Origin of the sequence: Desulfoprunum benzoelyticum (genome assembly GCF_014201505.1) — a bacterium.
In the GTDB taxonomy this organism is placed as follows: domain Bacteria; phylum Desulfobacterota; class Desulfobulbia; order Desulfobulbales; family Desulfocapsaceae; genus Desulfoprunum; species Desulfoprunum benzoelyticum.
Map to the genome: position 1 here is coordinate 66,915 of NZ_JACHEO010000012.1, position 25,606 is coordinate 92,520.

Below are 25,606 nucleotides of genomic sequence, written 5' to 3' on the forward strand. Positions count from 1 at the left end.
GTTGATTGTCAGGGATATATCACTTCCAACGCATCGGTGGTATCACCGTAAGTCAGACTGATCTTCCACATCTCTTCCTCGACTTCGAGGAAGGCATCGGCGAGGTCGGGATCGAAGGCGGTCCCCCTCCCTTTCATCAGGATGGCCCGTGACTGTTCGCGGGTATAGGCGTTCTTGTAGCAGCGTCGGCTGATCAGGGCGTCGTAGACCTCGGCAACGGCGACGATCCGCCCCGCCAGAGGGATCGCCTCTCCCCGGAGACCGCGGGGGTAGCCGCCGCCGTCCCATCGCTCATGGTGGCTACCGATGATGTCCAGCGCCAGGTCAACGAATTCCCGGTCCTCCGCCCGCCAGCCAACCGCCAGCAGCAGAGCCTCGCCGAGTTCCACATGGCGTTGCATCTCCGTCGTCTCCTTCTCCGTTAAACGTTCCCGCTTCAACAGCACGGCATCCGGCACCGCCGCCTTGCCGATGTCGTGGAGCGGACAGAGCAGGACCAGGAGTTCCCGGTAGCGCGAGGTCAGGATGGCGGCATGCCTGCCGCTCCGCGCCAGGCGTCCGGCCAGGACCCGGACATAATTCTGCATCCTGGCGATATGGCCGATACAGGTGGGGTCGCGCGTCTCGACCAGGGTCGCCAGCAATTCGAGCATCCGCTGCTGAAAACTGCCCTGCCGGTGCAGCCGCAAGGATCGCCGCAGACGGAGGGAAAGCGAGCCGAGCACAATCAGGAAGAGGCTGTACACCAGGACCGAAACCAGGGGCAGGGCCGGAGAGACAAACCAGCCCTCGGTCTGGAAGAGGAGCACGTCGGCGCCGATCGTCACCCCGACCAGGAGCGGCGCCGCGACGGGAAGAAGGGCGCGGCGGACAATGAAGACGGTTGTCAGGGACAGCCAGACGACACCGCTGAAGGCCAAAGAGATCAGGGCCGCGGCCGCTGGCAGACCCCCGGATCCAACGGGGACGGGGAGGTGGAGAACTTTGTCCAGTCCGCCCGCAACCCCCCGGTCGATGGCCGTGCAGATGGCGCCGCTGGGACAATCGATCAGGATCAGGGCAGCGACGAGCAGAACACCACCGGCTAGGGGCACGGCCAGGGGTCTGGTCAGCAAGTGACGAACGGCGGTGGATGACACGGGATCTTCCTTTCATTCATGGCCGAAGGGAAACCAGGGTAGCGACCTGCCTCATTCGATTCCGGATAAAGATGACGATGGACGCCCAGAGCCGACACACCTCGACGGCTGTCACGGCACCGGGCATTCATTTACCCCACAGGCACCGCTTCGGCCAATAAAAAAAATACCCTTGGACCGGAATGGCAGCCCGCCTCCGCCCCGATCCTTTGACAGCCGGTCATTCATTCTTATTGTAGACCATAGACGGCGACTCCCCGTCGCCACCCCTATCCCCCATTATCTCAGGAGATGCCATGAACGACAAGGCTCAAGCCATGGTGCTCGCCTCGCTGGCAGCGGACTCACTCGCCCTTGGCGCCCATTGGATCTACGATACCGACACGCTTGCCCGGGAGATCGGCCGGGTCGACCGCCTGCTGGCGCCACCCAAGGGATCCTATCACCCAACCAAGAAACGCGGCGAATTCACCCACTACGGTGACCAGACACTGCTCCTGCTGGAGTCGCTGGCCGAGACCGGCGACTTCTCGCTGGCCGATTTCGCCGACCGCTGGCGGCAGTTCGCCACATCGACCACCGGGTATCTCGACCGGGCGTCCAAGGATACCCTGAACCGCTTCGCCCAGGGCCTGACCGCCACCGCCAGCGGTTCGTCCTCAACCGACCTCGGCGGTCCGGCACGGATTGCACCGCTGGTCTACCGATACCGCAACGACCTCGAGTCCTTGCTGCAGGCGGCCCAGCAGCAGACGGCGATGACCCATGCCGGCCCGGGAATCAAGGACGGGACCGCCTTCATCGTCCGCTGCGCCTTTGCCGTGCTCCATGGAGCGACGGCGAAAGAGGCGATCATGAAGGCGCTTGAGGAGGGTGTCGGCGATATCGATCTTGATCTGCGGCTGCGCCAGGCTGTCGATTCAGTCGACCGTGACAGCCTGGCGGTGATCAAGGAATTCGGGCAGATGTGCGCCATCAACGCCGCCCTGCCGGCGGCCGTCCATCTCATGCTTCGCCATGAGACGGATCTGCGGCAGGCCCTGATCGAAAACGTCATGGCCGGCGGTGATTCGGCGGCCCGTGGCATGGTGGTCGGGATGATCCTCGGGGCGGCAGCCGGTCCGGCGGCGATTCCGGCCGAATGGCTGGAAGAACTGACGGCCATGCCGCAGATCCAGAACTGCCTGTCTCGCCTTCCCTGAACGACAGGGATTACGACAAGCCTATACCGATAACAGATCTGTAACTTGAATGGGGATCATGTAACCGGCACGACCGGTTGGAGTCGGAGCGCAACAGTGTCATGTGACAGGACAACATGTGAAAAGAGCCGCAAATGATGGGCTTCACATCCATGGCATGGGAGTTGCAAGATCCTTCCCCGCAAGAATCAATCCCAAGCCCCCCCAACCGGGTTGAGCCAGTGCAGTCTGCTGGTTCTCCCCGGTTTTTTTATGCGACTCGGCCACCTGGCCTCCAGTTGTCTCTTCTCCGTGATCGGCAAGGCTCAGTTATTCCTTGACGACGAATTGCCCGTTTTCGACAATACTGATCGAGACATGTGGCCGTGACACATCACCGAACCGGTCGAAATGAAACGAACTCTGCAGGCCTTCGAATTCCGGTATGTCCAGCAGGGTCTGTTTCAGATCATCGCCCTTTTTCATCCTCGCCAGGGCCTCGAAGATGACGCCGGCCGACTCGAAGGCATAGATCCCGGCAAATCCCGGTTCACGGTTGAACCGGCTGAGATACGCCTGCCGGAACTCCCGGTAGCGGAGATTGAGGCTGTCACGATCGAAGGTCTGAATGACGGTCACCCCCTCCACGGCCCGCCCGCCGAGTTCCAACAGCCTCTCGGTGGCCCCCCAGTCGGCCAGGGTGATCGGAACCACACTGTCGAGCTTGCGGATCTGCTGACAGAGCAGGGCCGAATCGACGGATTTGGCAATGATCAGGATCCCGTCCGGGCCACTGGTCAACGCCTTTCGCGCCAGCTCGATGTACTTCTCATCGCCTCCCGATACGAAACTTACCTCGGAGACGATCTCGCCGCCTCCGGCGACGAAGGTCCGACGGAAATTCTGCAGCCAGTTGACACTGAAGGACCGATTCCCCAGGTCGTAAATTGCCGCCATCCGCCGCAATTTTTTGGTCCTCAACTGGTACTCGGCATTTCTGGTCGAGAAATACCCGGTTGTCGATGACACCCGGAAAAAATAATCATCAAGGCCGGTCAGATCCTCGGTCGTGACGGTCGGACTCACCAGGACGACCTTGCGCTCATTGGCGATCGGCACCACCGCTACCCCCATGGCGCTCGTCATCGGCCCGACGATGGCGGACACGCCGAGTTCGACAAGGTCTTCAACGCCCCTGCGCGCCATCTCCTGATCCTGGTGATCATCCCTGAAAATGATTTCAACCGGACGGCCGCCAATACCTCCCGCCTGGTTTCTCTGTTCCACCGCCAGTTGCACGCCATCCCGCCCGGTGATCCCGAGATCGGCACCCCTTCCCGAAATACCGCCGACATAGCCGATCCGGACAGGTTCCGGGGGCGAACAGCCGGAGGCAATGACAAGAAGCAGGCCGGCCAGAATGAAAAGCGGGAGCCGCTGCACCCCGGAAATCAAGGAATTGCGGTGAACCTGTGACATGGGGTCCCTCTCATATCCAAACCGGCAAAAAGCAAACCGGGAGGTGTCTGCGTCAAGTTCTGCAAGGTATTTTCAACATGTGGTTTCCGTGAACAATAACCGCACGTCGAAGGCGCATCAGTATGCAGCTCGAGCTCCGATAGTCCCAGTGTATATCCGAACTCATTTTGAATCCGAGGAAATGACGGACTCTCCGACCGGTCCCGAATCGGGACCAGACCCCCGATCGACCGCGCTTCACGGCTCACACCGCGAGCGCGGCTCCCGTCCCGCCGTCGCCAGGCGCTAAAGCTCAATGAACTTGACAGGCGTGCGAAGGCGAGAACGACTGCATGATCGATGCTGAGAAAATACGATCATCACCGGGAAGCGAGAACAGCCTGTTCCGATCCCTGGACCGGAGCCGCAAAGACCAGCAGCGGCTCCGCCTCCACCCCCCTGATGCCGAGAGAGAAGGCCCGGAAACGGCGCCGGCCGCCAGCGATCGGCGTCAGGTCCAGGCCTTCGATAATGAGGATATCCCGACCCAACAGGCGGCAATGGGTATGATGATCGGGCTGGTTGCGTTCGATCCCGAGTTGATCGATGCCGACAAAACGCAGCGGAAACTGCGCCAGCCAGTCGGCGCCGGCGCCGCTCAGCCAGGGAAAATCCGGATCAAAGCGCCGCAGCAGTGTCCGCCGGGTCTTGATGAACACCGCCTCCACCCCCGTCAACGGCAGATCGCGGACCTCGTCCAGGCCGATGCTGACCGGCGCCAGCGCCGTCACATCGACCACCAGGGCCTCGAATTCGGCCGGAAAGAGCTGGTAATCACTTGAACATTTGCCTCCAGGAAGTGCATGCAGGGGATAATCGATATGCGTACCGGTATGCAGCGGCAGGTGAAGAGTGCTTTCATGCATCCCGTGCACGGCAAATTCCCGACTGATCTCGATAACCGGCCGCTTTTCCGGATTATCCCGGTACACCGCCATATCTTCATGGATCGCCTGCGACACCGGTATCCAGTTCAACATCCCATCCCTCCTTCGCCGCCGACAATCATGGTCCCGGGTTCATAGACCACCGGTCCTCGTCCGCGGGCGGCACCACGGATCCGGTCGGCAATCCGCCATTGTACCAGCAGTTCGGCAAAACTGGCGAAAAGGGTCTTGTCACCGGCCAGGGCGTCCTTCAACAGCTTGACATAGGCCTCCGGCTTGTAGCCGTCGACCCTGCAGCTGTGGCAGTAGTGGGCCAGCACCGGTTCCAGTGCGTATCCGTACCCGGGAACCTTGGAATTGAAACGAAAGAGAACCCCCTCCTGGGGGTAGACCTCGATCACCAGTTCGTTGGCCGCCGCCGTCACCTTCTCGGTACAGTTCAGACACATGGAGCTGGCGCGGTAGCGGAGACGGATTTCGGTCCGTTTTTCACCCATTTTCTTGCCGGTTTTGAGCAGAAAGACGGTGTCGGGCCACTGTCCGGTATCGACCCGGAAGGCGGCCTCGACATAGGTCTCCGTCTGCGACGCGATCCCCTCGGGTCCATAGCCCCGATACTGGCCGAGAACGGGTGGGCGATCGGGGTCGAGACCGACATGCTGGAGGACGTCGATCTTGCGCCGGCGGATCGGCTCCGCCTCGAAGTTGTCCGGCGCCGCCATCGCCACCAGCGCCAGCATCTGCAGGAGATGACTCTGGACCATGTCGTTGATCGCCCCGGCCCGGTCGTAATACTCGAACCGCTCCTCGGCTCCGGCCGTCTCGATGCTGGTAATTTCCACCGTTTCGATGGCCCGCCCGTGCCAGCTCTCGGCAAAGATCCGGTTGGCGAAGCGGATGGCGAGGAGATTGCGGATCATGTCCTTGCCGAGATAATGGTCGATCCGGTACACCTGCTCCTCGACGGCGAGGGTCATCAGCCTGGCCTGGATCTCCTCGGCCGAGGTCCGGCTCTCGCCGAAAGGCTTTTCAAACAGCAGTCGATGGTTGGGCTCGCCGCCGATGAAGAGGCCGGCCTGCTGCAGGCGGGTGGCCACGGTGACGAAGGCCTCGGGTTTGACCGCCAGGAAGAACAGCCTCCGCCCATCGACGGCAGGTTCCGTGTCGCAGCGGTCACGGAGGTCGGCATAGGCCCAGGGGTCATCGAATTCCAGGCGATGGTAATCGATCCGCGCCCGCAGGGGGTCGGTCAGAAGGAATCCGCCTTTTTCCTCGACCAGGCGGCAATAGCTCTGCTTGTCCAGCGATCGCCTCCCCAGGCACCAGATCCGGGCAAAAGGCATCTCCTCGCCATACCATTGCTGCAACGCCGGCAGGATCTTCTTGGTGGCCAGATCCCCGGTGGCGCCGAAAATAAACAGCAGCGATCCCATGTCCATGGTTCACTCCCCTTGGTCGGCAACAACGCTGTGACCGCCGAATTCGCGACGCATCGCCGCCACGGTCTTTTCCGCGTAGCGCAGCTTGTCCTGGGATTTGAAGCGGGAAAACAGGGCGGTAGCGATCACCGGCGCCGAGACGCCGATACGCACCGCCTCCTCGACGGTCCAGTTGGCCTCGCCCGAGGCGGCGACGATCCCCTGGATCGATTCCAGGCCCGGCTCCCGGGCCAGCGCCGCCGCCGTCACATCCAGCAGCAGGCCGGAAACGATCGAGCCCCGCTGCCACACCGCGGTGACCCGATCCAGTTCCAGGGGCAGAGGGCCGTGACGGAGGATCTCCAGCCCCTCGCCGATCGCCTGCATCATCCCGTATTCGATGCCGTTGTGGATCATCTTGACATAATGCCCGGCCCCGGAGGGTCCCAGCAGGGCGCAGCCCATGCCGCCACTCAAGGCGACGAACACCGGTTCCAGGGCGGCATAGACCGCAGCGTCGCCGCCGATCATCAGGCAGGCGCCGTTCCTCGCCCCGCCGGTGCCGCCGCTGGTGCCGACATCAAGGAAGTGGATGTCCCGGTCGCCTAGTTCCTGGTGCCGCCGCTGGCTGTCACGGTAGTGGGAGTTGCCGCCGTCGATGATGCAGTCACCGCCCTCCAGCAGGGGCAGCAGCCGGGCGATGGTGTCGTCCACCGCCTTGCCGGCCGGAACCATCAGCCAGATCGCGCGGGGGCGGCGCAGGGCTGCGGTGAATTCCTCCAGCCGGGCGAAGCCCCGGACCCCCTCTCGTTCCAGCATCGCCAGTTTTTCGACCCCTGTCGTGTGGACGACGATATCGAGTCCCTTGTCCCGCCCGTTGAGGGCGAGCGGCAGACCCATTTTTCCCATGCCGATGATACCAAGTTCCATACCCTTCCCTCCCTTGTCAGTTGTCACCTTGTCCCGGCCCATACCGGCTCGGGGTCTGCAGCCCCAGATGCCGTCATCTCCGCCTCCGCCAGATCCCGCATGAGGCGGAGCACCGCCAGTTCCTTGGCCTTGGCCTCGATATCGACCGTCATCGTCATCCCCTGCCAGCAGGCCGGCACATCATCCGGATCGATATAATCGGCATGCGGTTTCGGGTTGCCGCCCTGCCATCCCGCCCGTGGCGAGGATATATGGCAGTATTGCTCACGACCGGTCGCCTGCCAGGTTGCCCCCGCCAGCCGCGTCGCCTCCACGACCGACAACCCGTCCGGCAGGCAGCGATGGTGGTGGACATCATAGACCAGAGGAATCTCCAGGCGTTCGGCCAACGGCAGGAGATCACGGACCGTATAGCTGTTGTCGTCGTTTTCAATCGCCAGCCGGCTCCGCACCCGCGGTGACAGTGTCGGAAAGACCCGGCGGAAGCGCTCCAGCGCCCCTTGCTTGTCACCGTAGACCCCGCCGCCGTGGATATTGATGACATCGGCCCCCACCATTTCGGCCAGCCAACCCTGGTATTCGAGTTCGCGGATGGAATTGGCGACGACCGCAGCATGCGGCGACGACAGAACGACGAACTGGTCGGGATGAAAGCTGAGACGGATATCGTGGGAAAGCGACCACTTCCGGACTTCGTCGAGCAGTTCCTCTATCCGCTGGCCGTCGGGAAGATCGGCCAGGCGATAGCCGACATCGGGGTGGGTCATCCGCGGAAACAGCGGCGACATGATGCGAAAGGCGCCGATGCCGAGTCGCTGCACGGCCTTGACCGCCTGCAACAGGCTGTCGGCGTTGGCGGCGCAGACCGCGGATAGCCTGTACGGCCGATCCGCGGCGGCCAGGTTCAGCAACGTCCTGGCCGTAATGGTCTTGAAGGAGATCTCTTCTTTTTTGAAAAGGCAGCACAAACCCAGTCGCACACCACACCTCACCTGCTCATCAACCAATCTGCCAACGCCGCTCCAGTACGGCAATTTTCTGCAGATCATTCTCTCTCGTTCTTTATACCCCTTCCAAGCCCATGAATGACAGGTTTTTCAATGATAGTTATTACTATTATTTTCTTATCACCAAACACATGTCGTATTCGCACCTGCCAGATTTAAAGGAGAGGCGGGGGAAACGCATGCAGCGGACATTCCCTGCCAACGACCACAACGGCACGCGAGGGTAACGGGAACGGTGATATCGGGTCCGACACCCGGATTTCACCCCTGAGGTTGCCGTGCCCCTTTCACCACGGCCTCAGCCAGATCCTGAAAGACCAGGTTGTGCAGTGGCAGCACGGAATACCAGTACAGCCGGCCGAGCAGGCCGCGGGGCAGAAAATGGGCGGTCTGGACCAGCTGCTGCGGCTGGACATCGAACTCCAGCCAGGCCTGGCCCGGCACCTTCATCTGGGCGTAGAGCAACAGCCGTTTGTCTTCACGGATATCGACGACCTTCCAGAAATCGATGGCATCACCGACCCGCAGACTGTCAGGTGCCCGTCGGCCGCGGTTGAGACCGTAGCCGCCGGCCACTTTATCCAACAGGCCGCGCAGACGCCACAGTACGGTATACCTGGACCAGCCGAATTTGCCGCCGAGCCGGCAGGCACAGCGAAAGACATCCTGCTGCCTCTCGCCCCGGGCGAACGGCACGACCCGGACATCGCGCAGGACCGCCCCGGCCGGGTCATCGTAATCACGGATATCGCAGACCCGGAGGGCGCTGCTGTCGCACCAGCGGCTGACGACCTGGTTGTGGGCCAGATCGAGTTCGGCGGCAGCCACCGCCTGACTGAAGTTCAAGGGTCGGACCTGCGGATAGTAGCGCGCGGCGTGGTCGTTCTGGAGGATGGTTTCGCTTTTCAGCCCCTCCACCAGGGCCGAGGCGATCTTGTAGGGAACCGGGGTGAAGAAGATCAGCCAGTAGGATGACAGCCGCGGCGAAAGGACCGGAACGGGCAGGATGACACGTTTCAGCCCCATGGCCGCACCGGCCTGGACGATCATGTCCTGGAAGCGAAGGGCCTCCCCACCGATGTCGACCACCAGATTGCCGGCAACCTCCAGGTCGGCGGAATGCTGGAGGTAGGACAACACGTCGGCGATCGCGATCGGCTGCGTCCTGGTGCGGACCCACCGGGGAGTGATCATCAGCGGCAGTTTCTGGGCGAGGTTGCGGATGATCTCGAAGCTGGCGCTGCCGGAACCGATGATGACCCCGGCCCGCAGCCAGATCGTCTGGACCTTCTCCGGTTCGGCCGACAGCACCTCCCCGGTTTCGATCCGGCTCAGCAGGTGGGTGCTGGCGCTCTCTTTCTTGCCGAGACCGCCCAGGTAGACGATCCGCCGCACCCCGGCGGCGATGCAGGCGCGGCGGAAGTTCTCGGCGCTCTCCCGGTCGAGGCGGCGGTAATCCTCGCCCTCGCCCATCGAATGGATCAGGTAGAAGGCGCAATCGACCCCTTCCAGCGCGGCCGTAAGCGATGCGGCGTCGAAAGTCGATCCCTCGCGGATGTCCACCTGCCCGGCTATCGCCACCTGGACCTTGTTGCGGTTGCGCACCAGCAGACGGACCCGGCAATCGCCGGCATCGAGAAGCCGATGGGTGAGGCGGCGGCCGATATAGCCGGTCGCGCCGGTGATCAGGACGGTTTTTGATGTTGGATCGGCCACTGACTTTCCTCCTTGTCAACACAGTTGATGGCAGGCAATACGCTTTCCGCCGACCGGCCGGGAAAAAGCGAGAGGGCTCGTCGCCCACCGCCTGAACCGAGGCCCCCAACCGGTTCCGGCAGCACCACCGACCCGCAGGCGGATGGCAATCACAGCATGACGATGAAGAGCACGGCCAGGGTGACCAGAAAACCAAAGGGCAGAACGACCATCCTCGACTCCAGATTGTCGCCCGCCAGCACCCGGTTGACAATGCGGTAGGTGGCATACATCGAAGCCAGCAGACCGCCGATCACCGTCAGGGTCTGGAGAACGGCGGTCGAATCACGGCTGATCAGACGGATATCGCCGGTGGCAACCGGCAGTTTCAAGGCCTCCTGGACAATCAGGACCAGATTCCAGGAATCCCTGACAAAGAACTCGAGATGGGCCGCCAGGTAGCCGCCGAGAACCAGGGGAATGAAGCCGTAACCCAGCAACGGCAGCAGCAGCTTCTTGTTGACCCTCAACGCGCGCGCCTCGAGAGTCACCATCAGATAGTAGGCCACCTGAAAGATCAGGATCATCGCGAAAAAGATCAGACTGCCGACGACCGGGTCGGGCAGGTGGAGACCATATCGTTCGCCGAGTCCCTGGATGGCCGTTATCATCTCGAAATAGTTCCGATGCAGGGCGAAGGGGAAAAAGATCGCCCCGAGAGAGACGATGAGGAAGCTGTCCTCCCAGCGGGGGTTCTGCAGGGTCCACAGTTCCTGCGGGGCCAGGCGCAGATTGAGATGGACCGCCCGGTGGCTGCAGCTCTTGATGCAGGCGGTGCAGAAGATGCAGTCCCGGTTGTTGTCGACAAGGTAAGGATGCCGGAACATCGGGCAGCCGGTGTTTTCCTCGCCGCCGGCAAAACAGGTATGGGTCTCGCAGTGGTTGAGGCAGACATGGCGGTTGGAGCGCAGCTCGATGATCGAGGGCATCGCGAATATGGCGTTGATCGCCCCGAGCGGGCAGAGATAGCGGCACCAGGCCCGACGGGAATAGATGACGCTCGTCAGCAGCGAGCCGAGGGTGATGGTGAGGATGATCGAGCCGGTCAGGATCGGGTTATCATAAGCGTTCCAGACGACCTCGACCCACAGGAGGAGGATGCAGAAGACGGCCATGATCCAGCCGGAATACCGCTTGATGATCTCCGGCAGCTTGCGCTGGGGCTTGATCACATTCTGCATCAGGATGCCCGGCATGGCGAGGCTGCAGACGCTGCACCAGGTCCTCGCCAGAAAGAAGAAGGAGAAGAACAGCAGGGGCCAGCCGATCGACCAGCTCAGGGTGATGCCGAGATTGCGTTCCGCCTCCTTCGGCCCGAAGAAAAGAGTGATTACCGCCAGCAGCAGGATCGCGCCGACAATCATCTGGGGGACCCGGGGGAAAAACGGACTCCTGAGAATCCTGTTGATCCAGCCGATCCGCAGAATGTTGAACTCCCATTTACCTTCGGTCTTCGGCAGGCCGAGAAGGATCTGGTCGGCGATGATCTCGTCGGTTCGTGCCAGCATCACCGCCCGCCGAATGACGCTCGAGAGCTCGGCGAGGTTGCCCGGCCAGTCGTAGTTCATCAAGAGGCCGAGGGTCTCCGGTGACAGTTTCTTGATCTTCTTGCCGAACTCCCTGCCGAACCGCTCGAGATAATGTTCGATCAGACGCGGCAGGTCGCGCTTGTGCTCGCGCAGGGACGGCACCCGGTAGTGCTGTTTCGTGAACAGGGCGAGCAGGCCTGGAAGCAGTCTGCCGTTGCCTCTCAGGTGGTCGAGATCCTGATTGCAGACGAACACGATCCGCGACTGCAGGGCGATCGGCCGCTCACTGTCGGTGTGGGAAAAGGTGCCGCTGTCGATGGCCTGGAGAATCCGGTGCTGCAGGTCGAAAGGGATCAGCTCGGCATGGGTGAAGACCAGGGTGCCGCCGCAGGTCTGTTCGAGGTAGCCGGCCTGACGGGATTGAACAAAGGGGAAGGGGGTCTGCTCGTTGCCGAACAGATTCTTGTAGAGGTCGACAGGGTCGTGCTGCCGCACATCGACCTCCAGGTACGGGCCATCCCTCCTGCCGCCCTGGTTGTGAATCTGGCGGGCAATGATGGTCTTGCCGGTCCCGGCCTCCCCGGTCAACATGAACGGCTCACTGCCGGCGGCGAGCCGATTGATGACGATATTGGTCCGGCGGGCCGTCGGCGATTCGCAGATTGCCTTCTGCCATTTGGCAGTCTGCCCTTTGGCGCGGATCAGATGCGGGACCTTCTCCTTCATCAGGATGACATCTTCAAACCCGCTCGTCGACTCCGTCGCCGGGCTCAGACTGCAGAGCGTATCGGCCTGGTCAAGAAAGGCGACACGCAGCCGCTCCGCCAGGATCACATCGAGCTGACGGTGGAGGCGGCTGTTGGCCAGCAGCACGTTGCGGAAGGTCCGCCGGTCAAAACAGATCAGGGTCAGATCGAAGAGGGCGCGAAGGCTGAGGGAATGGGGCTTGCCGGTTAGCAGGCCGGTCTCGCCGAAATGACCGCCGGGGCCGATTCGGCCGACGATGCAGGTCCCCTTCCCGCCCTGCTCGAGAATCATTTCGACCTCGCCGCAGGCAATGATATAGAACACCTCGCTGGCCTCACCCTGGCGGTAGACGTATCCTCCCGCCGAGACTGTCTGAATGCGGCAGATCTCGCTGAAAGCGGCAAGATCGGAGGCATCGACGTCCCGAAAAAGAATCGACCGCTGCAGGCTCTGTTGGATGTGTTCTTTGTTCATGCCGTGCTTCGCCGCATTGATACGGGTCCACCGGTCCCAGGTCAGGCCGACGCCCATGATCCGCGCCCCGGCTTCCTGCCCGACCGGCCTTCCCCTGCCGCGTTCAGAGCTGGAGATGTTTCTCAAGGATTTCAGCAAGCAGGGGGGCCACCGAATAGACATCGAGAAGTTCGTCCGAGACGCTGCCGGGATAGGTATCGGAGCCGATGATCCTGCCGATCGGGCTTGCCTTGAACCGGTCGCGGGAATCTCCCGACAGCACCAGGTGGGTGGCCATGACGACCACATCGGCGGCCCCGGCATCGAGACAGCGTTGAGCGGTCTGGATAATCGAACCGCCGGTGCGGATCATGTCGTCACAGACCACCGCGGTCCGGCCGCGGACGACGCTGGAGATCTGGCCGACGATGGTCCTGTCGGTGTCGAAGCGGTCCTTGTCGGCGGCGGTATGCGGACAGTCGAGCATGCTGGCCAGTCGGGCGATCCGCTTCGAAAAGCCGTAGTCGGGCGAAACGAGGACAAAATTCTCCAGCCCCATCGACTGGATCTTCTCCACCGCCAGGCTGTCGGTCCAGACATGCTTGGTGCTGATCTCGCCGCCATGGGCGTGGAGCACCGCCTCGGAATGGAGGTCGACGAAGGCGACGAAATCGGGCCTGGCCTTGAAGATCTGGCGGGTGCGGGTGATCCCCTTCGGGATTTCGTGCGAATCGGGTTTGGCCCTCTCCATCGTCGAATAGCCGAGATAGGGGATGACGACGTTGATCGAGGCGGCGTTCCAGTACCTCCCCCCTTGGATCAGGTCCAGCAGCTCCTGGTACGAGTATTCGGTATGGGTGGCGCCGATAATGATCAGGTTCTTGCCGGAGATCGAACGGGGAAAGGCGTGATAGGTCTCGCCGTCGGCGAATCGCCGCCGCAACATCTCGGAAAAGGGGACATCCAGCCGGGCCGCCACCTTCCGGGCCAGATCGGTCGAGGCCTCGTTGGCCACCAGAATGATATCTTCCTTCAGCGACATCTCCTCCTCCGGGTATTACAGTGCCGCGACAATGGCATCGCCCATCGCCGCCGTGCCGACCGCCCGGCTGGGGTCGACGGCGATATCGGCGGTACAGGTGCCCTTCTCCAGCGTCGTCTCGACCGCCCGGTCGATGGCGGCGGCGGCCTCGTCCCAGCCGAAGCTGTAGCGCAGCATCATCGCCGCCGACAGGATCTGGGCGATCGGGTTGGCGATGCCCTGACCGGCGATGTCCGGGGCCGAACCGCCGGCCGGCTCGTAGAGGCCGAAGCGGTCCTTGTTGATCGAGGCCGAGGCGAGCAGGCCCATCGATCCGGTCAACATCGCCGCCTCGTCGGAGATGATGTCGCCGAACATGTTGCCACACAGCAGGACGTCGAACTGGTGCGGGTCGCGGACCAGCTGCATCGTCGCGTTGTCGACGTAGATATGGTTGAGCCGCACGTCCGGGTATTCCTGCGCCACCTCGATCACGACCTCGCGCCACAGGACCATCGTCGTCAGGACATTGGCCTTGTCCACCGAGGTGACTATTTTGCGCCGCAGCCGGGCCGCCTCGAAGGCCATGCGGGCGATCCGCTGGATTTCGAAGCGGGTGTAGAGCATCGTGTCATAGGCCCGTTCCTCGAGACCGGTACCGTCACGGCCCTTGGGCTGGCCGAAGTAGATGTCCGAGGTCAGTTCACGGACGCAGAGGATGTCGAACCCTTCCCCGACGATATCGGAGCGGAGCGGGCAGGCGGCGGTCAGGGATTTGAACACCTTGGCCGGACGCAGGTTGCAGAACAGATCGAAATGCTTGCGCAGCGGCAGCAGGGCCGCCCGTTCCGGCTGCTGCGCCGGCGGCAGGTCCTCCCACTTCGGCCCGCCGACCGAGCCGAAGAGGATGGCATCGCTGCCTTCGCAGAGGGCCAGGGTCGACGCCGGCAGGGCCTCGCCGTGCCGATCTATGGCGCAGCCGCCGACATCGGCGGCGGTAAAGGACAATTCGACGGCAAATTTCTTCTGCACCGCCTTCAGGACCTTGACGGCCTCGGCCATGACCTCCGGGCCGATCCCGTCACCGGCCAGTACCGCTATTTTCTTCATTGGTATCACCTGAATAATATATCTCGATTTCGTCCTTTCGGAATCCCTGGGTAGACAAACCGGTACACCGCGAGCTCTTCTTTAACAGATAGCGCCCGATTTGGCCAGTGCCACGTCATCAGCGGCGGCAAAGACCAGCAGCGCCCGCATGGCGCCGGAAAACGGCAGGGTCGTCTCGCAGACCTGTTCGAGCTTCAGCCCCAGGGTGGTGATGACGGGATCGGCGGCGGCAATTTCCTCCTGCCATTTCGGCCCCTTCATGCAGATCAGCCTCAGTCCCGGCTGCGCGAACCGGCCGGCCATCGTCAGAAAGCCGGCAATATCGGCAACGGCTCGACTGGTGGCATGGGTGAAGGGGGCCGTCGACGGCAACTGCCGTTCGTCCTCGATCCGACCGGCAACGATCGTCACCCCGGTCACGCCCAGGGTCCGGACGATGTGACGCAGAAACGAGACGCGTTTGAGCCGCGGTTCGACCAGGGTCAGGCGCAGATCCGACCGCACCGCCTTGCACGCCAGCCCCGGAAAACCGGCGCCGGTGCCGATATCGAGGAGACGGGCACCGGTCGGCAGCAGGGGCAGCAGGGTCAGCGAGTCGAGAAAATGGCTCTCGACGATCTGGGCCTCCGGCGTGTTCCTGGCGATCAGGTTGACCTTGCCGCTCCACCGTTGCAGCTCGCGATGGTAGAGGGCCAGAGCGGCAACGGCCTCGCGGTCGAGTTCCAGCCCCAGCGCCGCCGCCCCCCGGAGCAGGAGATCCGGGAACGCCTCCCCCCGCCCCGGCTCCGTCTTACTTCCCATCGCCGAGCCGGACCGTCACCGAGGCGGCATGGGCGGTCAATCCCTCGAGACCGGCCAAGCGGCGGATATGGTCGGCATCCCGGGCCAGCGCTGTCCGGGAATAGGAGATGAGCGAGCTCTTCTTGAGGAAGGTGTCGACCCCGAGGGCCGAGGCATAGCGGGCCGTCCCCATCGTCGGCAGGACGTGGTTGGGGCCGGCGAGATAGTCGCCGGCCGCCTCCGGGGTATGGTGGCCGAGGAAGATGGCGCCGGCGTGCCGGATATGGGGGATCTGGGCCCAGGGATCGGCGATCATCAGCTCGAGATGCTCGATGGCGATCGCATTGGCCAGATCGATCGCTTCGGCAAGGTCGGCCGCGACCAGAATGACCCCGCGATCGGCCAGGGACCGGCGGGCGATCTCCTGCCGCGACAGGGCGGCGAGCTGCCGCTCGAGTTCGGTCGGGACCCGGCCGGCCAGCTCGGCGTCGGTCGTCACCAGCACCGACAGGGCCTGGGAATCGTGTTCGGCCTGGGCCAGCATGTCGGCGGCAACCGCGGCGGCATCGGCCTCGCCGTCGGCGACGATCAGGACTTCGGACGGCCCGGCGATCATGTCGATCCGCACCATCCCCGATACCTGGCTCTTGGCCTCGGCGACATACTGGTTGCCGGGCCCGACAATGACATCGACCCGCGGGATGGTCGCGGTACCGAAGGCCAGGGCGGCGATGGCCCAGGCCGACCCGACCTTGTAGATCTCGGTGATGCCGATCTCCTGCGCCGCCACCAGCAGGTGAGGGTTGACCTCACCCTGTTCGTCCGGCGGCGTCACCATGACCCGTCGGCCAACCCCGGCGATCCCGGCCGGGATGCCGTTCATCAGCACTGACGAGACCAGCGGCGTCGAGCCGCCCCGCCCGCCCGGGACGTAGAGGCCGGCTGAATCGACGGGACGGACCAGCCGGCCGACGATCGCCCCGTCATCCCGGGTCTGCAGCCAGCTGTCCTCCATCTCCCGCTCATGGAAGACGCGGACCCGCTCGATCGCCACCTTCAGGGTGGCAAGAAAATCCGCATCGATCAAGGTGTAGGCGGCCCGCATCTCCGGCTCCGTCACCCGCAGGCCGGCGCTGGTCATCGCAGGGGCATCGAAACGCCGGCAGTATTCGAGTACCGCCGCATCCCCTTCCGTCCGCACCCGCTGCAGGATCTCCGCCACGGCAGTGCGGCAGGAGGAATCGGCATCCTGGAACCGATTGAGCAGATTCGAAATCTTTTCCCGGCCCTCCGGACTCGCTGTGGCTACTGGAACGATTGACATAATGTTTCCATTTCTCTCTGATTGAGGACCGAGGCCCGTTGATAGTGGCGATAATGACGACAGCGGCACATTTTTCCATGACGGCATGTCGAATACGGCTGGCGAACCCTGGTTCGCGGCAACGCCAGCACGAAAGAAAAGTATATTCAACTTCAAGGCAAGTGGAAATAGAAATCCTCGACCGGTGCCGATTGCCGCACTTGCCCGTGTCGACCCGACCTTACCTGGCATGCCGGACCTTTATTTCACCGGCAGAAATGTTTACTGTTTTTCCACTGATGGCCATTTTGTCTTTTTTATCCTGGAAAAAGACAATATACTGAGTCACTTGGAGGATGATCCGGCCCACCGCCGACCGCGCGGAGATTGCCGCAGCATTCCTGCCTGACATTCTTTCTGCGGAGCAATCATGGATTTCGAACCAAAATGGATCGCCTGGGAAATTACCCGCCGCTGCAACCTCCGATGTGTCCATTGTCGTTCCTCTTCCCTGCTCGAGGCCGGGGATCATCCCGATTTTTCCCTTCACCAGGCCAGACTGGTCCTCGACGACATCGCCTCCTACGCCAGCCCGGTGGTGGTTCTGTCCGGCGGAGAGCCGCTGCTGCGATCGGACGTTTTCGATATCGCCAGCCATGGAACCGGTCTCGGGCTGCGGATGTGCATGGCGACCAACGGCACCCTGGTGACCGAGGCCGTCTGCGACGGGATCAAGGACAGCGGCATCAGGATGGTCTCCCTCAGTCTCGATGGCGCCAGGGCCGAAACTCACGATAATTTCCGCAACCAGGCCGGAGCATTCGCCGGCACCATGAACGCCATCCGCCTGTTCAACGAGCGCGGCATTCCCTTCCTGGTCAACTCCTCCTTCACCGTCCGCAACCGGGCAGAGATCCCGGAAATCTACCGGTTGGTCAAGCAGCTCGGCGCCAAGGCCTGGTATATGTTCATGATCGTGCCGACCGGCCGCGGCGAGGACATCATGGACGAGTTGATCCCGGAGGATATCTACGACGAGATCCTCGACTGGCATTACCGGATGGAGAAGGAGGAAGACGAACTGCTGATGCGGCCGACCTGCGCCCCGCATTATTACCGCATCGTCCGCCAGAAGGCGAAGGAGGAGGGCAGCTCTTTCAAGCGCCGGAACCTGCAGTTCTCGACCGGCGGCTCCAAGGGCTGCCTGGCCGGTCAGCTGATCTGCCTGATCGATGTCGACGGCGAGATTCTGCCCTGCAGTTACTTCCCCAAATCGGCGGGCAATGTGTTTCAAACCCCGTTCAAGGAGATCTGGGAGAAATCCGAGCTCTTCCTCCAGCTCCGCGACTTCAAGAGCTACAAGGACAACTGCGGCAGCTGCGAATACGTCGGGGTCTGCGGCGGTTGTCGGGCCAGGGCCTACGCCATGACCGGCGACTACCTCGCCCAGGAGCCTTTCTGCAGCTATGTCCCGCTGAAACTGCGGCGGCAGGAAGATTCGACGAACCCTGACTCCGACCAGCGGCCGGCGTCTCAACGGCCATGAGCCCACACCGGTGACCACCATGAACGATACCTTTCTCAAGGCCTGCCGCGGCGAGAAGACCGATTACACCCCGATCTGGATGATGCGCCAGGCCGGCCGCTATCTCCCCGAATATCAGAAGGTGCGGGGCAATATCTCCTTTCTCGATCTGTGCAAGAATCCGGAACTGTGCGTTGAGGTGACCCTGCAGCCGGTGGGTATCCTCGGCATGGACGCGGCCATCCTCTTCTCCGACATCCTCATCCCGATCGAGGCGATGGGGGCCAGGCTGGAGTTCCACGAAGGACAGGGACCGCTTCTGCCGGACAGAATCAGGACCGGCGCCGCAGTCGATCGGCTGGTCGTCCCCGACCCCGAGGCAACGATGCCCTTCGTCATGGAGACCATCCGCCTGCTGCGCCGGGAATTGAAGGTGCCGCTGATCGGCTTCGCCGGCGCCCCCTTCACCTGCGCCACCTACATCATCGAGGGCGGCTCGTCGAAGACCTTCTGGGAAACGAAGAAGCTGATGTACACCCAGCCGGAGGTCTTTCACCGCCTGATGGCGAAAATCAGCCGCACCACCCTGCTCTACCTCCTGGCCCAGGCGCGGGCCGGGGCCCAGGCGCTGCAGCTCTTCGACAGCTGGGCCGGCATCCTCGCCCCCTGCGATTTCGAGCGCTTTGCTCTCCCCTATGTCCAGGAGATCATCGCCGGCCTGCAGCAGACCGGGCTGCCGATCATCTATTTCGCCAATAACGGGGCGACGCTGCTTGACCTCTCGGTCTCATCCGGAGCCGATGTCATCGGCCTCGACTGGCGGATCAACATCGGCGAGGCAGTGCGGCGGGTCGGCCGCAGGGCGGTGCAGGGCAACCTCGACCCCTTCGCCCTGCTGCTGCCGAAGGACGAATTGCGGCGGCGGATCCAGGGCATCCTCGACGGGGCGCAGGAGGCCTTCGGCCATATCTTCAACCTCGGGCACGGCATCCACCAGTTCACTCCGCCGGAGCAGGCCAGAATCGCCGTCGAAGCGGTGCACGAACTGAGTTGCCGCCGGCCATGAACCGCAATCGGGAGACGCAGATGAACATCCCGACCATCGCCCAGTGTGTCGCCTACATGGACGATTTCGCGATGTATGCCAACATCCGCGACCACTCCTTTATGGTGGCGAAGGCGGCCGCGGCCCTGCTGGAGGGATTGAAGCGGGCGGACAGGGTCGACTCCCCCCTGCCGCCGGATGACCTGGTGATCGCCGGGGCCCTGCTCCATGACATTGCCAAGACCCTGTGCCTCAAGGAAAATTGCCGTCATGCCGAGGTCGGCCGGGAGATCTGTCGGGATCTCGGCCACCCCGAGATCGGCGAGATCGTCGCCGAGCACGTGGTCCTCTCCGATTTTTCCCTCGACCGTTACCGCCGGGGCGCCTTCACCGCCGGCGAACTGGTCTACTATGCCGACAAGCGGGTGCGGCACGATGTCGTCGTCCCCCTTGCAAGCCGGCTGGACTACATCCTGGAACGATACGGCAACAACGATCCCGAACGGGAACACATGATCGCCACCAACTTCCGACGCTGCCGGGAACTCGAAACCCACCTCTTCGAATACCTCGACTACCGGCCCGAGGACCTGTCCCGCTTCATCCCCGCGACCCTGGCCACAGCACGGAAAGAACCAGGCTATACTTCTCTATAGCTCCAATTTCACTCCATCCTGAGAGCGGCGGCGGAGAAGGTTCGGACCGGACCTTCTCCCGCTCGCGAATCTACATCCCTGTCGTCAGGAAAAGGGCGATCGATCGAACGAGTGGATGGAGGACGGTTCCGATCACATCCCTGTCGAGCAGTCTGGCTGCGACGAACCAGGCGAGCAGCAGGAACGGACTGATCAGACGAACATAGCGCACCGTCTTGTCAAACCCCTCGCCGCCGCGGAAGACCAGGCCCACAATCGATGATCCCGGAAGCGGATAAACGCATATCAGACCGTAGATCGCCATCATCAGGTTGACGACAACGACGGACGAGAAGGCCTTGTCCTCGAACCCGAAATTGGTCAGCAGCGCGTAAATGCTGGCGGCAATGCTGGCCATCATGAAATTGCCCAGGGGGCCGGCAAGCCGGCTCAGCATCAGGTAGAAACGGGGATGTCTGAACTTTGCCGCATCGATCTTGACCTCCTTGGCCCAGCCGAAACCGGCGACGAAAAAGCAGAGGGTGCCAAGGGGATCGAGATGAAGAAAGGCATTGAATTGGAACCGTTTTCCCCCGCCCGACTGCCGGTCGCCGAGGAGGGTGGCGGCCAGGCCCTGGCTTTCGGCGCTGACGGTGACGGCGACAAGGGCAGCGACACAGAAGACGGCGATATCCTCCACCGTCGATCCGGGAAAGTGCAACAGAAAAGGCACGGGTACGGCAAGCGGTGCAGGCATCGTTCTCTCTTTATGTTTCGATAAAAAAACGGGAGGGCGAAGGCCGCAGGACTGACCTCCGCCCTCCCAACAGGCAGATATTCAACCGAATATGCCCGTTATCCTACCATCTTCTTGATCTCCTCGACAACCTCTGGATTGGCCAGGGTCATGACGTTGCCGACATCACCGTGGTTGGAGATGGCACCGAGTACGCGGCGCATGATCTTGCCGGAGCGGGTCTTCGGCATATCCGGCACGATCCAGATCTTGCGACATTTGGCGATCTTGCCGATCTGGTAGGTGATGGCTTCATCGATCTTCTTGACGATCTCATCCGAGGCCTTGAAACCAGGTTTCAGGGCGACATACAGATCCGGTTCCTTGCCCTTGACCTCATGGGCGACCGGCACGACCGCAGCCTCGGCGACCTCGTTCACCGTCAGGGCCGCCGACTCGATCTCCTTGGTTCCGAGACGATGGCCGGAGACGTTGATGACGTCATCGATCCGGCCGAGAATACGGAAATAGCCGTCCGGGGCCTGGACTGCGGCGTCACCGGTCAGGTATGGCCAATCGCGCCAGTCTTTGCTGTCGAGGTTCTTGCAGTAGCGCTCGAAGTAGTTCTTGACGAACCGGGGGCGATCGCCCCAGATGGTCTGGAACATGCCCGGCCACGGATTCTGGATGCAGATGTTGCCGGCCTTGCCGGAACCTGCAGGCAGCTCGTTGCCGTCCTCATCGAAGATGACCGGGTGGATGCCCGGTACGCCGGGACCGGCGCTGCCCGGTTTCATCGGCTGGAGGCCCGGCACGGTCGAACAGAGGAAGCCGCCGGTCTCGGTCTGCCACCAGGTGTCGACGATGACCGCCTTCTCCTTGCCGACCTCTTTCTGGTACCACTTCCAGACCTCGGGCTCGATGGGCTCGCCGACCGTGGTCATGTGCTTGAAGTTGTAGGTGTACTTGGCCGGCTCGTCCGGTCCGACCTTGCGCAGAGCGCGGATCGCCGTCGGCGCGGTATGAAAGATATTGACATCGAGGGCCTGGGCGATACGCCAGCAGCGGCCGGCATCGGGATAGGTCGGCACGCCCTCGTAGATGACCGTCGAAGCGCACAGGGCCAGCGGGCCGTAGACGATAAAGCTGTGGCCGGTGATCCAGCCGATATCGGCCATGCACCAATAGACATCCTCGGGATGAATGTCCTGGATATATTTCGACATCGCCGTGACATAGGCCAGGTAACCGCCGGTGCCGTGCTGGCAGCCCTTCGGCTTGCCTGTCGTCCCACTGGTATACATCAGGAACAGCGGATCTTCCGACAGCATCTTCTCCGGCTCGACCCTGACCCCGTAATACTTCTTCAATTCATCATTGACGATAATGTCGCGGCCCTCAACGGCTGGGGTATCCGATGAGTTCTTGCCGGGATACCGCTGCCAGACCAGGAGGGTATCAACGACCTGGCCGCCTTCGGCGGCTATCTGGCAGGCTTCTTCATCGACGGCCTTGTGATTGAGCAGCTTGCCGCCGCGGTAATAGGCATCCATCGTGATCAGGACCCGGCTCTGGGAGTCGACGATCCGGTCGGCGCAGGCGCTGGCAGAGAATCCACCGAAGACCACCGAATGGATGACGCCGAGACGCGAGCAGGCCAGCATGGTGATCGGCAGCTCAGCCGACATCGGCATGTGGATCGTGACCCGGTCGCCGCGTTTCAGCTTCGCGGTGTCGCGCAGCAGGGCGGCGAACTCGTTGACCCGGACATAGAGCTCCTGGTAGGTGATGTGCTGAATCGCCTCATCCTCGAGCTCGGAGACAAAATGGATCGCGGTCTTGTTCTTGTTGGCCTTGAGATGACGGTCGATGCAGTTGTAGCTGGCATTGATTAGACCGCCCTTGAACCACTTGAAGCAGGGGGCATCGCTGGAATCGAGGACCTCGTCCCAGTACTTGTACCAGGTCAGCAGCTCCGCAAATTCGGTGTAATAATCGGGAAAGTTCTTCAGGGCAAACCGCTCGAAGATCGATTCATCCGTCAGGTTGGCTTGTCCGATAAAACCCGGTGATGCATGAAAATATGCTTCTTCCTGCCAATGAACGGCGATTTCGGCTTCTGATGTTTCGACTACATCTTTCGTTTTTTCAGACATGTACGCACTCCTCTTACGTAATGGATGAACTCTGTGGGCAAGGGTCGGCCGGCTTGGCCTCCCTGCCCGTTATCAATCACGCCACGACAGTCTCACCGTGGTACATCGGTCTTCTGGTCAATTTAGCGAGTACGACCGCCGAAACCAGCAACGCACCGGAAATATAGAATGCCATATCCAGGCTTCCGGTCAGATCCTTGATGGTACCGCCCAGACGGGCCATAAAGAAACCGAGGCCCCAGCCGAGGAAGATCAACCCGTAGTTCATACCGAGGTTTTTCGGGCCATAGAAGTCAGCGGCAAAGGACGGCATCAACGACAGACCGCCACCGTACTGCCAGTAGGCAATACCAACGGCCAGGAACAGCAGCGGGATGCTGCCGGAGGCCATGATGTACGGCAGCGAAAACAGACAGAGGGCCGATATCCCGCAGTTGAGACAGTAGGCGTTGAGCCGGCCGATCTTGTCCGAATAGAAACCGGTGCCGACACGGCCGCTGGCATTGATGAGCCCGCCGAAGGACACGAGAATCCAGCTGTTGGCGATCAGGAACGGTGAATCCTTCGCCGCTTCCTTGAGAATCTTGCTGGCAAAGGCGATGATCAGAAGACCGGACTGGGTGGTCAGGATGAACATGACGACCAGGGCGTAGAACTGCCAGGTCTTGACGATCTCTCCCGGTTCCCAGTTGGTGATGGTCGAACCCTTCGTTGCCACACCTGCGCCGGCAAGGGTCGGCGGGACATAGCCGGCCGGAGGAGTCTTCAGCAGCTGCCCGGCGATGACAACCACCACGGCAAAGAGGGTCCCCAAGGTCACGAAACTTCCGGTCAGGCCGAAATTCTTGATCAGATAGTTGGCGAGCGGGCCGACATACAGGGCGGCGCCACCATAGCCGCCGACAACGATACCGGCGATCAGGCCGCGTCGGTGCGGTCCAAACCATTTCAATGCCGCCGGGGTTGGAGCGGCATAACCAATACCCATGCCGATACCGCCGAAAATTCCAAAACCGATGATCAGGCCGGTATAACTTTTCATCATCCCGGCGATGATACAGCCTGCGGCAAGGAGAAGACCACCCAGGGTCGCACCGAACTTCGGGCTGATCTTATCCTGTATCTTGCCGCCGGGAATCATCAGCAGCGCAAAGATGATAACACAGAGAGAATACGGCGTTGAAGCCTGCGCGTTGGTCAGATAGATCCAACCTTCATTGAGGCCGGTCATCGGCTGACCGGCTTTTTCCACATCGGTTAGGGCAGTCCCCCACATGCTCCAGGCATAGAGGATGCCCAGACAGAGATTAATTGCCATTCCGGCAAAAACTGTCACCCACGCTTGCGTTGGTTCTTTTTGCATCGTCTGCCCCATTTCCCACTCCTTTTATCGTAAGGTTAAGTTGAAGAGAGCAAATCAAGCTTCAGGTCCTGCGGTTTTTTATTAATCCACCTCCTTTTTGAGTTATTCCATTTGGCACCTTCGCTTCCCGTCTCAGCCAGAAACAACGCATCTATACTTTAAAACCTTGTTATCTTTGATTATTTATTAATTAACCGGCAAGAATGCGGTCCCTTCAGGTCAAGCCCTTGCCTTTACCGGTTTTTTTCTCAACCTTTACTGATGGAAAAAGTATTGCTGGGAGAAATCGATTCCGAAAAAGCCCTGATCGAAAGCCATTTCTCCAGTAAATTGGATAACAAACGGATCAGTCGCAACCCGTGAAGCCAGCTTTATTGTGCTAATACAGCAAAGCGCTTTCAGGAACTGCAAAGATAAGGATGCCGGTCGCCTTTCCTGATGGCAGCCCGGTTGCACTTATCAATTTTGTAAATGAAGTATATACATCAATTTTACAAATAAAGTGCATTAAGTATTTAGATAAACCATTATTCCATTATTCTCCATTCGTCAACTATTTTTCTTTAAGAAAAAGTGAGACTAATTCTCAGTTTATCTTTCTCGATGCAACCCGTCCGCTTTATCTGTTGGATGGTATACTTGTAGACCAGGGCTCACCCGGATGTACTGCCGATCGCCACCGAATCAGTTTGATTGGAACGAAATCGGTCGATCAACTGAGCAAAATAAAAAACTGCGACATGTATATGAACACATGGGATTTATTTACTCTTTTCGCCAAACAGGGTATTCTTTCAAAACGTGTTCCGTCCAACCGGCCCAAGCATTCACAACCATTACAAGAACACCCAGCGATGTCGGCGGTGTCGATTGCACTGCCGCGGAGAGGAAAAAATGAGTCTACAGGAAACAATCCAGGCGGAACTGAAGACCGCCATGAAGGCTAGAGACGCAGCCAGAACCGGCGCGGTCCGCATCCTGATCGGCGAATTCCAGCGTCAGCCGGAGAAAACCCTGACCGATGATCAGGTCATCGCCATCATCAAGAAATTGATCAAATCCGAAAGAGAGCTCCTGGCTTCGGCGAAACAGGAGACATCCGATTTCCTGGCGATCATGGAGAGTTATCTGCCCCGCCAGGCCGGCAGGGAGGAAATCGTTGCCTGGATCGACGCCAATATCGATTTCTCGACCTTTGCCAACAGGATGCAGGCGATGCGACCGATCATGGCCCATTTCGGCAGCGCCGTTGACGGCAACACGGTCAAGGACATTCTCCAGAACATGTGATCTGAAAAGCAGCAGTTCAAGGCTCCCCTGCCGCCGCTGTGCAACAGGAAAGCAAGCGCTGGCGCTGCTGTACAGCCG

The 25,606-nt window shown here is 61.2% G+C and carries 22 protein-coding genes; 7 read left to right on the plus strand and 15 right to left on the minus strand.

The genetic code is table 11. The annotated features are described in order from the left end of the window. Nucleotides 1-8 precede the first annotated feature (8 nt). Nucleotides 9-1,139 (minus strand): HD domain-containing phosphohydrolase, encoded by a 1,131-nt coding sequence (locus HNQ81_RS17935; RefSeq protein WP_183351293.1) that lies wholly within the window; start codon nt 1,137-1,139, stop codon nt 9-11. 296 nt (nt 1,140-1,435) lie between these two features. On the opposite strand from HNQ81_RS17935, the gene HNQ81_RS10945 reads away from it, so the two are divergent. After that, the gene (locus tag HNQ81_RS10945) at nt 1,436-2,341 is read left to right on the plus strand and encodes an ADP-ribosylglycohydrolase family protein (RefSeq protein WP_183351296.1); all 906 of its coding nucleotides are present in this window, start codon (nt 1,436-1,438) and stop codon (nt 2,339-2,341) included. A gap of 309 nt (nt 2,342-2,650) precedes the next feature. Here HNQ81_RS10945 and HNQ81_RS10950 read toward each other — a convergent pair whose 3' ends face one another. From HNQ81_RS10950 to hisD, 11 genes are all read right to left on the minus strand, one after another. Next, nucleotides 2,651-3,799 carry an ABC transporter substrate-binding protein gene (locus HNQ81_RS10950; protein ID WP_183351298.1) on the minus strand — a complete coding sequence of 383 codons (1,149 nt, stop codon included), beginning with the start codon at nt 3,797-3,799 and terminating at the stop codon, nt 2,651-2,653. A gap of 359 nt (nt 3,800-4,158) precedes the next feature. Beyond that, entirely contained in the window at nt 4,159-4,818 is a 660-nt protein-coding gene (locus HNQ81_RS10955; RefSeq protein ID WP_183351300.1) for a cyclase family protein, read from the minus strand. Next, entirely contained in the window at nt 4,812-6,164 is a 1,353-nt protein-coding gene (locus HNQ81_RS10960; protein WP_183351301.1) for a glucose-6-phosphate dehydrogenase, read from the minus strand. The genes HNQ81_RS10955 and HNQ81_RS10960 overlap by 7 nt, the downstream gene beginning before the upstream one ends. 3 nt (nt 6,165-6,167) lie before the next feature. Continuing rightward, a complete protein-coding gene (gnd, locus tag HNQ81_RS10965) occupies nt 6,168-7,073 on the minus strand; it encodes a phosphogluconate dehydrogenase (NAD(+)-dependent, decarboxylating) (RefSeq protein ID WP_183351303.1) in 906 nt (301 codons plus the stop codon). A gap of 23 nt (nt 7,074-7,096) precedes the next feature. Then, the gene (gene uvsE, locus HNQ81_RS10970) at nt 7,097-8,122 is read right to left on the minus strand and encodes a UV DNA damage repair endonuclease UvsE (protein WP_205240218.1); all 1,026 of its coding nucleotides are present in this window, start codon (nt 8,120-8,122) and stop codon (nt 7,097-7,099) included. Nucleotides 8,123-8,341: 219 nt separating this feature from the next. After that, nucleotides 8,342-9,796, minus strand: coding sequence for a DUF2867 domain-containing protein (locus tag HNQ81_RS10975; protein WP_183351305.1), 1,455 nt, complete (start codon nt 9,794-9,796; stop codon nt 8,342-8,344). Between the two features lie 149 nt (nt 9,797-9,945). Then, nucleotides 9,946-12,723: a sigma 54-interacting transcriptional regulator gene (locus HNQ81_RS10980; RefSeq protein ID WP_183351307.1), complete on the minus strand. Its 2,778-nt coding sequence runs from the start codon at nt 12,721-12,723 to the stop codon at nt 9,946-9,948. After that, the gene (locus HNQ81_RS10985; protein ID WP_183351308.1) at nt 12,689-13,606 is read right to left on the minus strand and encodes a ribose-phosphate diphosphokinase; all 918 of its coding nucleotides are present in this window, start codon (nt 13,604-13,606) and stop codon (nt 12,689-12,691) included. Before HNQ81_RS10985 ends, HNQ81_RS10980 begins: the two co-directional genes overlap by 35 nt. Nucleotides 13,607-13,621: 15 nt before the next feature. Next, the gene (leuB, locus tag HNQ81_RS10990; RefSeq protein ID WP_183351310.1) at nt 13,622-14,695 is read right to left on the minus strand and encodes a 3-isopropylmalate dehydrogenase; all 1,074 of its coding nucleotides are present in this window, start codon (nt 14,693-14,695) and stop codon (nt 13,622-13,624) included. Nucleotides 14,696-14,776: 81 nt separating this feature from the next. Beyond that, entirely contained in the window at nt 14,777-15,496 is a 720-nt protein-coding gene (gene rsmG, locus HNQ81_RS10995) for a 16S rRNA (guanine(527)-N(7))-methyltransferase RsmG (RefSeq protein ID WP_183351312.1), read from the minus strand. Beyond that, entirely contained in the window at nt 15,486-16,799 is a 1,314-nt protein-coding gene (gene hisD, locus HNQ81_RS11000; protein WP_183351314.1) for a histidinol dehydrogenase, read from the minus strand. The genes rsmG and hisD overlap by 11 nt, the downstream gene beginning before the upstream one ends. 85 nt (nt 16,800-16,884) lie before the next feature. Here hisD and HNQ81_RS11005 point away from each other — a divergent pair, with 85 nt between their 5' ends. Genes HNQ81_RS11005 through HNQ81_RS11020 form a run of 4 tightly spaced genes read left to right on the plus strand, consistent with a single transcriptional unit; the run spans nt 16,885 to nt 20,004 of the window. Further along, nucleotides 16,885-17,187: a hypothetical protein gene (locus HNQ81_RS11005; RefSeq protein WP_183351316.1), complete on the plus strand. Its 303-nt coding sequence runs from the start codon at nt 16,885-16,887 to the stop codon at nt 17,185-17,187. Nucleotides 17,188-17,208: 21 nt separating this feature from the next. After that, the gene (locus tag HNQ81_RS11010; RefSeq protein WP_183351318.1) at nt 17,209-18,324 is read left to right on the plus strand and encodes a radical SAM/SPASM domain-containing protein; all 1,116 of its coding nucleotides are present in this window, start codon (nt 17,209-17,211) and stop codon (nt 18,322-18,324) included. A gap of 19 nt (nt 18,325-18,343) precedes the next feature. Further along, on the plus strand, nt 18,344-19,369 hold the full coding sequence (gene hemE, locus HNQ81_RS11015) for a uroporphyrinogen decarboxylase (RefSeq protein ID WP_183351320.1): 1,026 nt from the start codon (nt 18,344-18,346) through the stop codon (nt 19,367-19,369). Nucleotides 19,370-19,389: 20 nt separating this feature from the next. Continuing rightward, complete coding sequence (locus HNQ81_RS11020) at nt 19,390-20,004, plus strand: HD domain-containing protein (protein WP_240191790.1); 615 nt, start codon at nt 19,390-19,392, stop codon at nt 20,002-20,004. 70 nt (nt 20,005-20,074) lie between these two features. Here HNQ81_RS11020 and HNQ81_RS11025 read toward each other — a convergent pair whose 3' ends face one another. The 3 genes from HNQ81_RS11025 to HNQ81_RS11035 form a co-directional block, all read right to left on the minus strand. After that, nucleotides 20,075-20,740, minus strand: coding sequence for a site-2 protease family protein (locus tag HNQ81_RS11025; RefSeq protein WP_183351324.1), 666 nt, complete (start codon nt 20,738-20,740; stop codon nt 20,075-20,077). 98 nt (nt 20,741-20,838) lie between these two features. Continuing rightward, a complete protein-coding gene (acs, locus tag HNQ81_RS11030; RefSeq protein ID WP_183351326.1) occupies nt 20,839-22,875 on the minus strand; it encodes an acetate--CoA ligase in 2,037 nt (678 codons plus the stop codon). A gap of 76 nt (nt 22,876-22,951) precedes the next feature. Next, complete coding sequence (locus HNQ81_RS11035; protein WP_183351327.1) at nt 22,952-24,250, minus strand: L-lactate MFS transporter; 1,299 nt, start codon at nt 24,248-24,250, stop codon at nt 22,952-22,954. 407 nt (nt 24,251-24,657) lie between these two features. Between HNQ81_RS11035 and HNQ81_RS11040 the strand changes: the two genes are divergently transcribed. Next, complete coding sequence (locus HNQ81_RS11040) at nt 24,658-25,185, plus strand: hypothetical protein (RefSeq protein WP_183351330.1); 528 nt, start codon at nt 24,658-24,660, stop codon at nt 25,183-25,185. Further along, the gene (locus tag HNQ81_RS11045; RefSeq protein WP_183351332.1) at nt 25,133-25,528 is read left to right on the plus strand and encodes a GatB/YqeY domain-containing protein; all 396 of its coding nucleotides are present in this window, start codon (nt 25,133-25,135) and stop codon (nt 25,526-25,528) included. The genes HNQ81_RS11040 and HNQ81_RS11045 overlap by 53 nt, the downstream gene beginning before the upstream one ends. The last annotated feature ends 78 nt before the right edge of the window (nt 25,529-25,606 follow it).